The following is a 15,276-nucleotide window of genomic DNA, read 5'->3' as shown; positions in this document are numbered from 1 at the left end:
ATAATAATTCATTTTGTATAAATGAAAATACTGTATATATTTGCATCCGCTAACGCGAAAAATAACCTTCCTCTTTAGCTCAGTTGGTTAGAGCATCTGACTGTTAATCAGAGGGTCCTTAGTTCGAGCCTAAGAAGAGGAGCTTATTTAAATTAAAAGCCTTTACAGAAATGTAGAGGCTTTTTTGATTATTGTATTGAAGAGAAAAGTTCTTTTGATAATTGCGATTTGGGGACTTTGTCAATTACTCTTTATTTATCTGAATCAGTTAGATGTCTTCTATGTAAGGGTGTCTATTCTAATTTTTCTGCGATAGTGATTGATTTCAGCATTCTTTATTCTTTTTAAAATAAGCTTGGCTGCTTCAGTGCCTAGGTTTTCAGTTTCCAAGTGGTCTATGATTGTATTATTATCAATCATTTCATGAGGTCTATCAAAAGTTAGTACAGGTTTACGTTTTTTAGTGAATAAGTCTATATGACTATAGTCGTTGCGTAATTCAGTCTCTTTAGTTGTGTAGATAATTATACCATCCACAGAACCATCACCCATTTTTGTTAGATTTTTTGATTCTTTTTCAATTGATTCGTCAGATATAGATACAATAAGTTTATAGTTATTTTGATCTAAATATTTCTCAATGCCGATGAATACTTTAGCATAAAATGGGTCTAATATGGTGGGTATAATTATGCCTATAGTTTTGGTATAGCCTCTTCTGCAACTTGTGGCAAAATGATTGGGAACATAATTGCATTGTCTGGCAAATTCTTGTACCCTTTTCTTTGTAGTTATACTTATTTCTGCACTATCTGACAGTGATTTTGAGATTGTAGATACAGATAGATTTAGTGCTTTTGATATTTCAGATAATGTTGTTTTAGGTTGAATCATAATTGCTATTAATTTTCATTTCTCAGGTTTTGTTCCCAAGTCCAAGAAGAACTTATCATATCATCTAAATTTTTTACCGCGGTCCATCCTAACTTTTCTTTAGCTAGATTGGTAGCTGCGTATAGTTGAGGGACATCTCCGTCTCGTCTTTCTGTAATTTCATAGTTAAGTTTGCAACCTGTTGCGTTCTCAAAAGTATTTATAACATCTAAGACCGAATAACCAATGCCTGTGCCGAGATTAAAATATTCAAGTGGCTTTTCTTGTTGATGATTTATTAAACGTTTTACAGCAAGGACGTGAGCTTTTGCTAAATCTACCACGTGTATGTAATCTCTAATAGGAGTGCCGTCCTTTGTAGGATAGTCATTTCCGTAAACCATGAGTTTTTCTCGTACTCCTGCAGCGGTTTGTGTGATGTAAGGCATCAAATTATTGGGGATTCCGTTAGGTAGTTCGCCAATTTCGCCAGAATCATGTGCGCCTATTGGGTTAAAGTATCTTAATGAAATTGCAGAAAATGAAGTGTTACTTTTTGTGAAGTCATCTAGTATTTCTTCTGCTATTTTTTTAGTGTTTCCATAAGGTGAAAAAGGACGCTGTGTGTCGTTTTCTTCCGTTATAGGTAACGTATTGGGTGTGCCATACACCGTCGCTGAAGATGAAAATATAAAATTACTAATACCTAATGTGCTCTGAGATTCTAAAGTGTTTATTAAAGAGTAAAGATTGTTTTTGTAGTACATTAAAGGTTTGTTAACAGATTCGCCTACCGCTTTATGTGCAGCGAAATGAATAACACCATTAGCGTCTTTATGAGTTTCAAAAGCTTTGAACGTAGCGTCGTAATCTTTTAAATCAACCTCTATAAAGGTTGGAGCTATACCTGTAATTTTAAAAATGCGTTCAAGGGTTTGTTTAGAAGAATTAGAGAAATCGTCAAAAATAACGACGTCAAATTGCGATGTAATTAATTCTATTACAGTATGTGAGCCAATATAGCCACAGCCTCCAGTTACAATAATTTTAGTTTTCATTTGGTTTATGTTAAAAGAATGAGGTCACTAATTTATAAGGTATATTTAAAAAAACATACTAGTACCTACCAGTTTGTTTTATTTGAAATTTATTTTATATTTGTTTCATGGGAATTGTGTCAATAAAAGAAAATACAGGTACACCTAAGTACAAGCAAATAATTGCATCAATTGAAGATGCAATTATTAATGGTACTTTAAAAAAAGGCGATAAGCTGCCTTCCTTAAATAGTGTAAAAAACCAGTATGCGCTTTCTAGAGATACAGTGCTTTATGCTTTTAATGAATTAAAAATAAGAGGAATTGTACAATCTGTAGTGGGTAAAGGATACTATGTTGTAAGTGAAGATATAGGTGTGAGTCAGAAGATTTTTCTACTATTTGATGAACTTAATTCCTTTAAAGAAGATCTTTATAATTCTTTTCTTGCTGCTCTTGGTGAAAATGTACAGGTAGATATATTTTTTCATCATTTTAATCCTGATGTCTTTAATAAATTAATCCATGATAATGTTGGTGAGTATAGCCATTATGTAATTATGCCGGCTAATTTAAAAGACACTGAGAATTTCATTAATCACCTTCCGACTGATAAAGTGTATATTTTAGATCAGACTCACAAAGGGTTATCTCGATACCCTTCAGTACATCAAAATTTTAAAAAGAATATATATCAAGGTCTCACAGAAGGACTTTCGCAAATTAAAAAATATAATAAAATCATTTTATTATTTGCTGATAAAAAGCAGCCTGAAGGCATTAAAGAAGGATTTGAAATGTTTTGTTCTCATCATAAATTTCAATTCGAAATTATAAACGATTTAGTTGGTAGAGTATTCTCAAAAGACGAATTGTATATGCTTTTAGATGATAGAGATTTGATAAGGGTGATAAAACAACTTAAAGAAGATCACTTGAAAATTGCTAAAGATGTCGGCATTATTTCTGTAAATGATTCTTTGTTAAAGGAAATCGTTGAAGGTGGAATTACGACAATTTCAACCGATTTTAATTTGATGGGTAAACGTTTAGCTCAGATGATTTTAAATAATGAATTTGCTCAGATAGAAAACCCCAATAACTTAATAGTTAGAAAATCACTGTAATCAATTGTATACAATAACACACATAACAAAGGACGGTTTAGACTATGTAAGGTTGAAAAGTCCCAACGGAAAAACAGCGGCTAATATTTGTCTCACCCAAGGTGGCAGATTAAGTCAGTTTATTTTTGAAGAGGTTGAGGTCATTTCGGAGATAAAACCGGAAACCTATAAAGATAATTATGCGTCTTCAATTTTGTTTCCTTTTGCAAATAGAATAAAGGATGGAAACTACAACTTTGATGGTGTAGCGTATAATCTACAATGTAATGAAGCGGATAAAAACAATGCGCTACATGGTTTAGTGTATAATAAATACTTTTCAGTTGTAGATAAGCATTTTACTTCAGGTGAGGCGACATTAACATTAGGCTATATTGAAGACTATCCTACAACTGGATTTCCATTTAAATATGAAATAAAAATAACGTATGTGTTAAGTTCAGAAGGCATAAAAATTAAAGTTGATATTTTAAATAAAGATAAAAAACCATTTCCATTCACTTTGGGGTGGCATCCTTATTTTACGAGTTCCAATTTAACTGAAAGTTTTATGGATTATAGTAGTAGTAAGTGTTTTTTACAAGACCATCAGAATATCACAACAGGTACAGCAGATTTTAAAATGGTAATGCCATTTCAGGTTAAGGATAAAAAATTGGATGATGCCTATGCGCTTGAAAATAATGTTATAAAATTTCTAACCCCTCAGTATAATGTAATTATTAAATCCTCTAGTGAGGAGAATTTTTTACAGCTATATACACCAAATGACCCTAATATTATAGCCATTGAACCTATGACAGGTGTTTCAGATAGTTTTAATAATAAAACAGGACTGCAAGTGCTGAACGCAAATGACAGCTATAGTTTGGAGTGGAACGTAATGATTAAGAAAGTCTAGTACGTCATTTTCTCAATCAACAAATCATCTAGTTATTATGAGTAAAAAATTAATAAAAGAAGTTAAGCAGAGTTTTGAAAAACAGTTCAGAACCGAGCCCATATTAGTGTTTTCACCGGGAAGAATTAATCTTATAGGTGAGCATACAGACTATAATGATGGCTTTGTGTTTCCTGCTGCAATAAATAAGGGTATTGGTTTAGCGATACAACAGAGTTCGTATAACACCTCTAAGGTATCTGCTTTAAATAAAGACGAGAGTTTTGAATTTAGTTTAGATGATATTAAACCTGTTGAGAATGGTGGTTGGAGAAACTATATCCTAGGTGTCATTTCAGAGTTACAAAATCTTGGGCTTAAGATCGGTAATTTCAATAGCGTTTTTGCAGGTGACATCCCAGGAGGAGCTGGTATGTCTTCTTCTGCAGCTCTAGAAAATAGTTTTGTCTATGGTCTTAATACGTTATTTGATTTAGGACTTTCTAAAGCTGAAATGATTCTTGTTTCTCAAAAAGCAGAACATAATTATGCCGGAGTAAAATGTGGTATCATGGATCAATATGCCAGTATGTTTGGTGTGAAAAAAAGTGCCTTGCTTTTAGATTGTAGAACGGTAGCATCAGAACCTTTTAAAATCGATTTTGGTGATTACAGATTAATGTTAATCAATACTAATGTAAAACATGACCTTTCAGAATCTGCTTATAATGATAGAAGGTCGGTGTGCGAAATGGTTTCAGAAAAACTTAATATAAAAGCATTGAGAGATGCTACTCTAGAAGATTTAGACACTTTAAAGCCTGAAATTACCGAGGCAGATTACCAAAAGGCATCTTATGTTATAGAAGAAAATAATAGGGTGCAATTATTTTCTAAAGCGATTAAAGAACACGATTTAGAAGCATTAGGTGCATTGTTATATCAGTCTCATGATGGCTTAAGTAATAAGTTTAAAGTGAGTTGTGTGGAACTAGATTTTTTAGTCCAAGAAGCAAAGCAAAATAAAAACGTTCTTGGTGCTAGAATGATGGGTGGAGGTTTTGGTGGTTGTACGATTAATCTCATTTTGAAGCACGATTTTAAAAAGTTTAAAAAAGAAGTTTCTAAAAAGTTTCAATCAGAATTCGGACGCTCATGTTCCGTATATGGTGTAAAATTATCGCAAGGCACACACCTTGTTAACTAAACAATGTATTATGAATACAGATTTGCAAGATTACTCACATAAACGATATAATATTTTAACAGGAGAATGGGTTTTGGTATCTCCGCATAGGGCAAAACGACCTTGGCAAGGACAAAATGAAGAGATTTCTGCCGATGACCGTCCAGCGCATGATCCAAGTTGTTATTTATGTGCTGGTAATACAAGAATTAATGGTGAGCAAAACCCTGATTATAAAGATGTATTTGTATTTACTAATGATTTTGCTGCGCTTCAATCTACCTCCAAAACGTTTTCTGTAAATGATGGCTTGTTTAAGGCGGAAAGCGAACAAGGCATTTGTAAAGTCATTTGTTTTAGTCCAGACCATTCTAAGAGTTTGGCAGATATGGCTGTAGAAGATATAAACAAGGTTGTTGCAACCTGGCAAAAAGAATACACGGTTTTGGGTGCTGAACCTATAATCAACTATGTGCAGATTTTTGAAAATAAAGGTGCAGTCATGGGTTGTAGTAATCCACATCCACATGGGCAAATATGGAGCCAATCGACATTACCAAACGAGGTTGAAAAAAAAGACCACCAACAACAAGCATATTTCGACAAAAATCAAACAAGTTTATTGGGAGATTATTTAGAACAAGAACTCGAGGTTAAAGAACGCATCATTTTTGAAAATGAACATTTTGTTGTGCTTACACCCTTTTGGGCGGTTTGGCCATTTGAAACCATGATTGTTCCTAAAAGATCTCAAAAAAATATTACTGAATTATCCGAGGATGAAAGCTTAAGTTTTTCAGAAGCAATTTCTAAAATCACTAAAGCGTACGATAAGTTGTTTAACTGTTCTTTTCCTTATTCTAGCGGAATTCATCAGGCTCCAACTAATGGAAAACCAAATGCACATTGGCACTGGCACATGAGTTTTTATCCACCATTACTAAGAAGCGCTACAGTAAAGAAATTTATGGTGGGTTATGAAATGTTTGGATCTCCACAAAGGGATATAACAGCAGAACAGGCTGTTGCTAGACTCAGAGATTTAATAGTGTAAGTGTCAATTATTTTGTCTGGCTTTTTTTGTAATCTCTTGGTGATTTTCCCATGAAATTTTTAAATATTCTCGAAAAATAAAGTGGATCATCAATACCGACTTTAAAGCTTATTTCTTTTATACTTAAATCTGTGTAGTTTAAATATTCGCAGGCTTTCTGAGTTTTTTTCAAATTAAAAAATACCATAATAGAATAGCCCGTGTTCTTTTTAAATTTAGTGTGTAAATACGATTTTGAATAATTAAACTTAGCCGCAATTTCATCTAGTGTAAAACTTTTATCTAAATTATTTAATAAGTGATTTTTTATGGAGTCAATTAAAGTGTTGCCATGGTTAATTTCAATGCTAGACTCAAAATCATGGTAAATAAAGGAACTAATAAAATTTAGACTTAGTAAATTGGCGTATTCTATTTGATTCTCTAAATAATTCCTATTAAATAAACTGAATATTTTATCAAAAAGCTCAATCGTATCTAGATTAAAAGGCACATTTTTATAATTGTTGGTATTTGTTGAGATATAGCGTTCATATAAGTCGGCAGCCATGGTACCGTCAAAATGAAACCAATAAATACTCCATGGGTCGGTTTCGTCGGCACGGTATTCGTGTCCTATCTTTTTAGGGATGATAAAAAACTGGTTAGGACTAATAAGTGTTTTTGTTCCGTTTAATATGATTTCTCCATGGCCTTTAGTACAGTAGATAAAGATGTATTGATTAGCTCCTTTTTTTCTTGTTCGATAATGGTGGTTAGCCTTAGGATAATAGCCTAAGTCGGTGATGTAAAACTTTTTTGTTATACGGTTGTTTTGAGCTATAGTTTTAATAAACTTTGGGAGCGCTATCATCTTTTGCCCAAGAAATCCTTCTTTTAGTACTATATTTTCCATTTTATTTTTTAGTGATTTTGATTAAAAAAGAAACTAATGATTTTAAATTTGGTGAGAATGTGTGCTCACCTGCGTTAGTAATTTTAACATGTATTTACACATATAGATTATATTCTTTATAACGGTTAATTAATTTAGTAGTCTACTCACTATTCCAGTTTGTTTAGAATCAAAGTCTTGTGCGATTATACTATCCCTTGTGTTTAAATAAAATTATCAATAAAAAAAGTAATATCGTCCATGTTTTAGGTTTTTGTGTCTATTTTTAGACACCTAATAAATGATAGATTTGTAAATAAATGTAGTTATAATTTATTTTTTGACAAAAATAAGATGTAAATAATACTATTATATCATTTTTGTTGAATATTGAAAAAATGACTTATTGATTAGGTGAGTCAATTAAAAGAATAATTATCTATGTTTTGACTAAATAAAATAACTAATATATCAACAATGAAAACAACAAAAACAATTTTATTGCTTATTATCAGCTTTTTTGCGCTGCTAATAGGTTGTAGTGATGATGATTCTGTAGATGTAGATTCGGTTCCAGAATTTGAATCGTTATTAGAAGAGATCTCGTCCCTACCTGGACAAACTTTAACGTTTCAAGGAGTGTTTAGTGATCCGGCAGGTATTGAGACTATTAATATTAAATATGAGGATTGGTTTTTAGATAAAACCATTATTAAAACGGATTCCTTATATACAGAATATGTATTGTCTTACGATTTTTTAGTGCCTGCAGAAGCTGAACTGAATAGCGTGCACACGATTCCTATTACAATTGGAAATTCAGGAGGTGTAACAAATACGAGAAATGTTGTGGTAACTCTAAACCAAGATATTTCAAGTCCTATTGTTACCATAGATAGTCCAGCTAATAGTTCAACAGTCTTAATTGGTGATGGAGACGAAATAACGCTGAGTTTTACAGTTACCGACGATGAATTATCAGAGGTTATTATTGAAAGTAGTTTGGTTAATGAAACGATAGCGGTAACCGAAAATACATATAGTTATTCTAACGCATTCGATATCACTTCGCCAGACACCTATACATTTACAATTACAGCAAGCGATGCCTCAGGAAATACAACCATAGAAACCGTGTCGGTAAATGTATTTAACGAACTCTTGTTTGATGTTATGTATATTACAGATGTCACTACAGATGAAGCTCTTAATTCTGATATTTTTGGTATCCCATTTGCAACAGCAGCTAGCGAAGTTGTCGGTGAAGATGGGTATGTATTTACGGCTAAATATTATGCTCCAGAGGCCAATACTGAGGTTAGATTCTTACCTCAAAAAACCTCTTTTGCACCTTATGCATTTGGGGCTAACCCAGATGTTGCAGGTGAGCTTGCTCTTGGTACTGATGCTACTGTAAATCCAATTGTACTGCCAGAAATAGGGTATTATGAGGTTACTATGGATTTAAACGCTCAGACTTATGCAATTACTCCATATACACCAACAGATGATGTTTATGATCAGGTTTATATACTTGGTCGAGGTGTCTTTACTGAAGATTCTTCAACATGTATTTCTAACGTTGATGGAAGTAACCAATGTTGGCACTTTAATTCTGGGCAACCATTTGAAGCAGATTCTAATTCTCCTTACTTATGGACCATAGATGTTACTGTAGATGATCAACCAGATGATGAAGGTGAAAATGGTTTTATCTTGAATGCAAACCCAAGTGGATGGTCACCGTTTTGGAGAGTAGACAATGCAGACGACCCTGAAGCTACTGTTCCAGGAGGAGGAGCTAATTATGTTTTTCCAGATTCAGCATTGGGAGGAGAATATACTTTTATATTCGATACCCATTTGAACAGAATTTCAGCGATTCCAAGATAAATTATATATCAAACTAAATCAATTCTTACATGAAATACAAGATTTTATTTATTACTAGTTTGTTGTTAACTAGCTTCTCGTTAGTGGCACAAAACCTAGTAACAGGAACCATTACAGATGAAACTGGGCAGCCAATCCCAGGTGTAAATATATTAGAAAAGAATACCACAAATGGAACAGTTTCTGATTTTGACGGTAATTATAGTATTAAGGTTAATGACGACGCTACAATAGTATACAGTTATGTAGGGTTTAAAACTCAAGAAATCCTAGTTGATGGAAAAAATATCATCAAGGTAGTTTTATTAACAGACGATTCGCAATTAGAAGAAGTAGTCTTAATTGGCTATGGTTCTGTAAAGCGCGATAAAATTACATCTTCTATTTCTTCTGTAAAGGGAGAAGAGATTGCTAAAGTGGTAGCGAGTAACCCAGCGGAAGCTTTGCAAGGAAAGGCAGCAGGTGTACAGGTATTGTCATCTGGAGGTAATCCTGGTGCATCACCTCAAATATTAATTCGTGGAATTACAAGTAATAACGGTAGTCAACCGCTTATTGTGGTAGACGGTGTTATGTTGCCAAGTGGATCTTCATTAAACTTTATAAATCCAGGAGATATTGAGAATTTTCAGATTTTAAAAGATGCCTCTGCAAGTGCCATATATGGTTCTAGAGCTTCTAATGGTGTTGTTTTAATTACCACAAAGCGAGGTAAAAAAGGTAAAGCTGTAATTAATATAGATATATCTCATGGTGCGCAGCAATTAGAAAAAATTAATATGGCTGGAGCGGAAGAATACATTCAAGTTGTTAATCTACGAAGAACCAATGATGGTAATCAACCACTTTATGATCCTAATGATATTACAACAGATACAGACTGGTGGGATGAGGTTATTGAAAATTATGCTCCTATAACTAATGTGAATGTTAGAGCTTCAGGAGGATCAGAAAAAATCAACTATGCAGGTAGTTTAAGTTTCTTCGATCAACAATCTAACTATACAAAAGGTTGGTATCAAAAAGTAACAGGAAGATTTAATGTAGATTTTAAAATTTCTGATAAAGTGACTTTAAAACAAGATTTAAGTCCAAGAATGGAGCGTTACGAAAACACACCAAGCATTTTGTATAATCTTTTAAGAATAGATCCTTTAACGGATGTATATCTGCCACAAAGCGAACGTGTAGGTCGTAACATTTACAGTATTTATGCTCCAAGTAATAATAGTGTGCCTAATCCTGTAGGAACAGTTGCTCGTAGTTTTAATGAAACTAGTTTTTTTGGGTTTTTCTCTAACACCCAATTGGATTACGACATTACACCAGAACTGACGTTTTCATCTCAGTTTGGACTTAATATTTCACAATCTGGAACAGATGCGTTTCAACCAGAGTATTATACCACTCCAAATCAACAAAATGAAATAAATACAGTGTATAGAAACACGAGTCAAAGTTTAGACTATGTAGTTAATAATACCCTTAATTTTACGAAGACAATTAATGAAAAGCATTATTTAAATGCCTTAGTTGGATTATTATACGACTCTCAAAATTACAATTATCTTAATGGCTCTAGAGAAGGTGTGCCAGATAGCGAGAATCAAGATTTGTGGTACATTGATGCAGCAACTGGCGAAGGGATAACGGTTAATAATAACGAGTCAACCGATAATATTCTATCTGGTATTTTTAGAGCGATATACAGTTTTGATAATAAATATTTTATAACGGCTTCTACAAGGGTTGACCAATCTTCAAGATTTCCAAAAGATAATAGAACAGGAGTTTTTACTAGTACATCATTTGCTTGGGATGTAGATTCTGAAGAGTTTTTTGAAAGTAATGTTATCGATAACTTACGTTTAAAAGTTGGTATTGGAGAAGTAGGAAACCAAAATATCAGTAGAAATGGACAATTCTTCTCTGTAGGTTCTGATAGCTTTGTTTTTGGAGATGAAAGAGTTGTAGGTAGTTACCTGTCTCAATTTGGAAATACCAGATTAAAATGGGAAACTGTTGAAGATCAGAATTTAGGTCTCGAAATGAGCTTTTTTGATAATGCGCTAGATTTCTCAGTAGAAGTTTATAAAAGAACTTCTAAAGATTTATTATTTAATGTAGAGTTACCTAACTATACAGGTATTCCAGGTTTAGTGGCTCAGAATGTTGGTAGCTTCGAGTCTAAGGGTATCGATTTTCAGATAGGTTATAATAAAACTATGGGAGATTTTACTTTGGGACTAGATCTTAATGTATCTACCAATGAGAGTAAAGCCAAAACACTTGCACCAGGTAACGAACAAATATTTGGTCAGAATAGATCAGATTTAGGGAATAGATTTATTAAAATAACGGAAGAAGGAGAAACAGTTGGTTTATTCTATGGGTTTAAAACAGACGGTATTTTCCAAAACCAAACCGAGATAAATTCACATTCATCTGAGAGTGGAGATCTTATTCAACCCAATGCGCAACCAGGAGACTTAAGATTTGTGGACGCCAATAATGATGGCGTATTAAATGATGATGACTTACAAGTTATTGGAAATCCATTTGCCGATTTCTACGGTGGCTTAACAGTTAATATGGGTTATAAGAATTTTGATTTATCAATGCAATGGTATGGTACCTATGGTAATGATGTTTTTAATTATCCTACAACCTTTTTATACTCTGGTCTCCAGGACGTAAATGTTATAGAAGGAGCATTAGATAACGTCTGGTCTTCAACAAATACTGGTGCTGAATATCCAAGATTAACACAGCAAGATCGTAATGGTAATTATCAACGTCCTTCAGATTTATTTATCGAAGATGGATCGTATTTAAGATTACGTAATATTCAATTAGGATATAACTTTAATATTAAAGGATTTCAAAAGTGTAGATTGTATGTGTCGGGTCAAAACCTTATTACAATAACTAATTATTCTGGGTTCGATCCAGAGGTTGCAGCCGGAGGAAATGTAATTAATGATTTCGGTATAGACTATGCAAGAAACCCTATAACAAAAACCTATTTATTAGGTCTTAATTTAACATTATAAAAATTATGAAAAAGTTAGTTTTATTAGTAGCAATCTTTGCAGTTCTATTAAACATAAGCTGTAATAAAGAAGATTTCTTAGATCAACCCTTAACTGGGCGACAACAATTAGATGATTATTTTTCAACTGAAGAAAACTCAGTAAATTTTGTAAATGGTATCTATAAAAAAGTAAATGGGGAAAGCTGGTGGCAAGCTATTTTTCCACGTCAAATAAACGACATGGCTACTGACGATAATTGGTCTGGAAACACATTGCAACCTAGACCCGATATTACAGGTATAGCTGCTTATAATGTTTTTCCAGGTTCCACTTATTTTAATTCCTTTTGGGAAAACCACTACATTGGGATTACCAGAGCAAATATTTCTATAGAAAGAATTCCAGATGTAGAAATGGACGAAGACCTTAAGCAAAGGTTGTTGGGTGAAGCTAAATTTTTACGTGCTTTTTTCTATTTCGATTTAGTAAGAAGCTTTGGTGGTGTACCAATTGTTACAACTTACACAGAATTACTAGAACCTGCGATTAATGACAAAGTGCGTGCTTCAGTTGAAGAAGTTTACGAACTTATAGAAGCGGATTTATTAAGTGCAGCAGAGGCATTACCATTTAAAAGTCAATATGCTTCTCAAGATTTAGGTAGAGCTACCAAGGGAGCGGCACAATCTTTATTGGCAAAAGTGTATTTAACACAAGAAAAATGGAGTCAGGCTCAGACAATGGCAAATAATGTTATGATGTCTGGGGAGTATAGTTTAGAGCCAGATTTCGCTGATATTTATAATGTAGAGAACCATCATGGTGTAGAATCTATTTTTGAAATAGGATACATTAATAACCCGCTTTATAACGAAATTGGAGGTCAGCTTTCCATAACTAATGGTAGTCGTGGAGACCAAGGTTGGGGCTGGGGCTCACCGACAAGTGATTTAGAAAATGCCTTTTTAAGCGAAGGAGATAATATACGTCTTCGATCTACAATAATTAAACATGGAGAGCCAGTGTATGGAGATCCTGATGTTACTGAGTTTAATGGAATGCCAAGTGAAAATAAATCGGGTAGAACAAATAGAAAAACTTATGTGCCAGTAGCGCAACGCCCTGTGCCTTACGAAAGAGGTCAGATTCCTTTGCAAGATATTCACTTAAGATACGCAGACGTTATATTAATGCATGCAGAGGCATCTTATTTTGTAGGAGATGAAAATGCTGCTAAAGCATCAATGCAATTAGTAAGAGATAGAGTAGAGCTTTCTACAGATATGTCATTAACTGGTACAGCGCTAAGAGATGCCATCTGGAAAGAAAGACGACTAGAGTTAGCGTTAGAGCACGAGAGACTTTTCGATCTTAGAAGGCAAAAGATTAATGGTGTACCAAGAATAGCATTAATAATGGGACCAAATGGTTCGTTTGTTCATTATAATACAGAGGTGAGTACAGATCCGTTTGAAACTTCAAACCTAAATGAGCCTCAAGATAAAGGAGTCTTTTTTGATCCAAGTGCACATTTATTATGGCCAATTCCTCCTGAAGAAATACAGCTTTCGAGAGGGAATATCGTGCAGAATCCTGGTTACTAATAAATTTAATAAGTAAAAGATGAACAAAATTTATAAAAGATTTTTTTTAGTACTAGCCGTATTCGGACTTGTTACAGGGTGTGATAAGGATAATTTTACAGATCCAAATGACCCAAGATATGGTTCTGCAGATGTTGGTATAGTACTTAATTTAGATAATACATACCAAGTAATAGATCACTTTGGTGCGTCTGGTGGATTTCAAGACCAATGGATAGGTCAGTGGACGAGTACTGCAAAAGAGGACATAGCTAAACTATTATTTAGTTCCGAAACAGATGGGCAAGGTAATCCTGAAGGTATTGGGCTTTCGTTATGGCGAACTGTTATAGGTGATGGTGCTGCAGATCAATCTAATAGCGGGTTTGCATCTTCCTCTTGGTTTAGAGAAACAGAATGTTATTTAGATGCTAATGGCGATTACGATTTTACCAAACAAGCTGGTGAGCAGTGGTTTCTATCAAAAGCCAGAGAATATGGTGTGCCAAAATTTGCGGCTTGGGCAACTACGCCTCCGTATTTTATGACAAAAAATGGCTATACCTTTAGTACTAGCGATGTTGCTACGTTGAATTGTGAAGAATCAAATTATGCAGCCTATTCAAAGTTTATTGCTGATGTAATGAAAAATTATGAAAATCTTGGCTATAATTTTGAAACTGTTTGTGCTTTTAATGAAACTCAGTATGAGTGGAATGCTGAGGTAGGTAGCGCTTCCCAATCAGGAACAAGAGCAACAAATGCAGAGGTGGCAGCAGTAACAAGAATTATGGATGCAGAGTTCACAACTCAAAACATCAATGCCAAAATAATGATTCCTGAAGCAGCTCAACTCAAATATTTATACGAAGGAACAGGTAATACAACCAATCAAATCAATGATTTTTTTGATTCATCAAGCCCAAATTACATTGGTGATTTAACTAATTTATCACATCATATTGCTGGTCATAGTTATTTTAGTAACGGAAGCACTAGTGAGTCACTAAATCAACGTAATTCTCTAAGGACAGCCTTAGCCAACGCAGGTCATGGATTAGATTACTGGCAAACGGAGTATAGTTTGTTAGGAGCCGACTATCAGCAAGGTAGAGATGTTGCTAGTTTAACAGAAATCGATTATGCATTGTGGTTAAGTCGCATTATTCATACCGATTTAGTATTTGGTGATGCAACTGGATGGAGTTTTTGGACCGCTTTAAATCAATCGACTTATGGCGATCACCCGTTTAGATTTAATCTTATTTTATATCAACCAAATTCTAATAGTCCATCGCATACAGATGGTACCTTCTATGATGTTAAAAACCTTTGGGCGCTGGGTAATTTTAGTCGATTTGTTAGACCTGGTATGGTGCGTTTTGAAGTTATCGATCCAGATTATAATGATACGACCTCTGTAGAGAATTTTATGATTTCGGGCTATAAGAGCACGACTTCTAATGAAGTTGTAATAGTTTGTGTGAATGCTACGGATAGTAATAGAGAAATTTCATTCGAAAATTATGGAGAAGATTTTGAAGTAGTTGGCGGATCATTTGATATGTACACCACTTCTAGCAATAGTAATTTATCAAAATCTTCAGCACCTTATGATGCCGTTGTGATTCCTGCAAAATCTATCGTAACTCTTACGGCACAGCTAAACTGATGATTTAGGTTAAACCATGGCAAAATTTAAGGTTGTCTTTGTGGTATAACCATTAATAAAGA

At 33.8% G+C, this 15,276-nt stretch carries 11 protein-coding genes and 1 tRNA gene; 9 read left to right on the top strand and 3 right to left on the bottom strand.

The features are described from left to right. Nucleotides 1–68: 68 nt before the first annotated feature. Nucleotides 69–142 (top strand) — tRNA-Asn (locus tag C8N41_RS02225). A 137-nt stretch (nt 143–279) separates the two neighbouring features. Here C8N41_RS02225 and C8N41_RS02220 read toward each other — a convergent pair. After that, nucleotides 280–894, bottom strand: coding sequence for a LacI family DNA-binding transcriptional regulator (locus tag C8N41_RS02220; RefSeq protein WP_115838063.1), 615 nt, complete (start codon nt 892–894; stop codon nt 280–282). Nucleotides 895–902: 8 nt separating this feature from the next. After that, nucleotides 903–1,931 carry a UDP-glucose 4-epimerase GalE gene (gene galE, locus C8N41_RS02215; protein WP_115838062.1) on the bottom strand — a complete coding sequence of 343 codons (1,029 nt, stop codon included), beginning with the start codon at nt 1,929–1,931 and terminating at the stop codon, nt 903–905. Nucleotides 1,932–2,038: 107 nt separating this feature from the next. Between galE and C8N41_RS02210 the strand changes: the two genes are divergently transcribed. The 4 genes from C8N41_RS02210 to C8N41_RS02195 are packed head-to-tail and all read left to right on the top strand — an operon-like array spanning nt 2,039 to nt 6,157. Continuing rightward, a complete protein-coding gene (locus C8N41_RS02210; protein ID WP_115838061.1) occupies nt 2,039–3,037 on the top strand; it encodes a GntR family transcriptional regulator in 999 nt (332 codons plus the stop codon). Nucleotides 3,038–3,089: 52 nt separating this feature from the next. Beyond that, nucleotides 3,090–3,938 (top strand): aldose 1-epimerase, encoded by an 849-nt coding sequence (locus C8N41_RS02205; protein WP_170137075.1) that lies wholly within the window; start codon nt 3,090–3,092, stop codon nt 3,936–3,938. A 37-nt stretch (nt 3,939–3,975) separates the two neighbouring features. Then, nucleotides 3,976–5,124, top strand: coding sequence for a galactokinase (galK, locus tag C8N41_RS02200; protein WP_115838059.1), 1,149 nt, complete (start codon nt 3,976–3,978; stop codon nt 5,122–5,124). Nucleotides 5,125–5,134: 10 nt separating this feature from the next. Next, entirely contained in the window at nt 5,135–6,157 is a 1,023-nt protein-coding gene (locus C8N41_RS02195; protein WP_115838058.1) for a UDP-glucose--hexose-1-phosphate uridylyltransferase, read from the top strand. A gap of 7 nt (nt 6,158–6,164) precedes the next feature. Here C8N41_RS02195 and C8N41_RS02190 read toward each other — a convergent pair whose 3' ends face one another. Further along, nucleotides 6,165–7,052: an AraC family transcriptional regulator gene (locus C8N41_RS02190; RefSeq protein WP_115838057.1), complete on the bottom strand. Its 888-nt coding sequence runs from the start codon at nt 7,050–7,052 to the stop codon at nt 6,165–6,167. Nucleotides 7,053–7,508: 456 nt separating this feature from the next. Here C8N41_RS02190 and C8N41_RS02185 point away from each other — a divergent pair, with 456 nt between their 5' ends. From C8N41_RS02185 to C8N41_RS02170, 4 genes are read left to right on the top strand one after another with little or no spacing between them, the layout of a single operon-like run. Continuing rightward, nucleotides 7,509–8,924 carry an Ig-like domain-containing protein gene (locus C8N41_RS02185; protein WP_115838056.1) on the top strand — a complete coding sequence of 472 codons (1,416 nt, stop codon included), beginning with the start codon at nt 7,509–7,511 and terminating at the stop codon, nt 8,922–8,924. Nucleotides 8,925–8,953: 29 nt separating this feature from the next. Beyond that, entirely contained in the window at nt 8,954–11,977 is a 3,024-nt protein-coding gene (locus C8N41_RS02180; RefSeq protein ID WP_092446171.1) for a SusC/RagA family TonB-linked outer membrane protein, read from the top strand. 5 nt (nt 11,978–11,982) lie between these two features. Beyond that, nucleotides 11,983–13,563, top strand: a complete 1,581-nt coding sequence (locus C8N41_RS02175) for a RagB/SusD family nutrient uptake outer membrane protein (protein ID WP_115838055.1) — start codon at nt 11,983–11,985, stop codon at nt 13,561–13,563. Between the two features lie 19 nt (nt 13,564–13,582). Further along, a complete protein-coding gene (locus C8N41_RS02170) occupies nt 13,583–15,214 on the top strand; it encodes a glycoside hydrolase (protein ID WP_115838054.1) in 1,632 nt (543 codons plus the stop codon). Nucleotides 15,215–15,276: the final 62 nt, after the last annotated feature.

The organism is Winogradskyella sediminis, assembly GCF_003387355.1.
Classification (GTDB): Bacteria; Bacteroidota; Bacteroidia; order Flavobacteriales; family Flavobacteriaceae; genus Winogradskyella; species Winogradskyella sediminis.
Note: the sequence above shows the minus strand (reverse complement) of the source record. Positions and strands in the feature narration are given on the sequence as shown.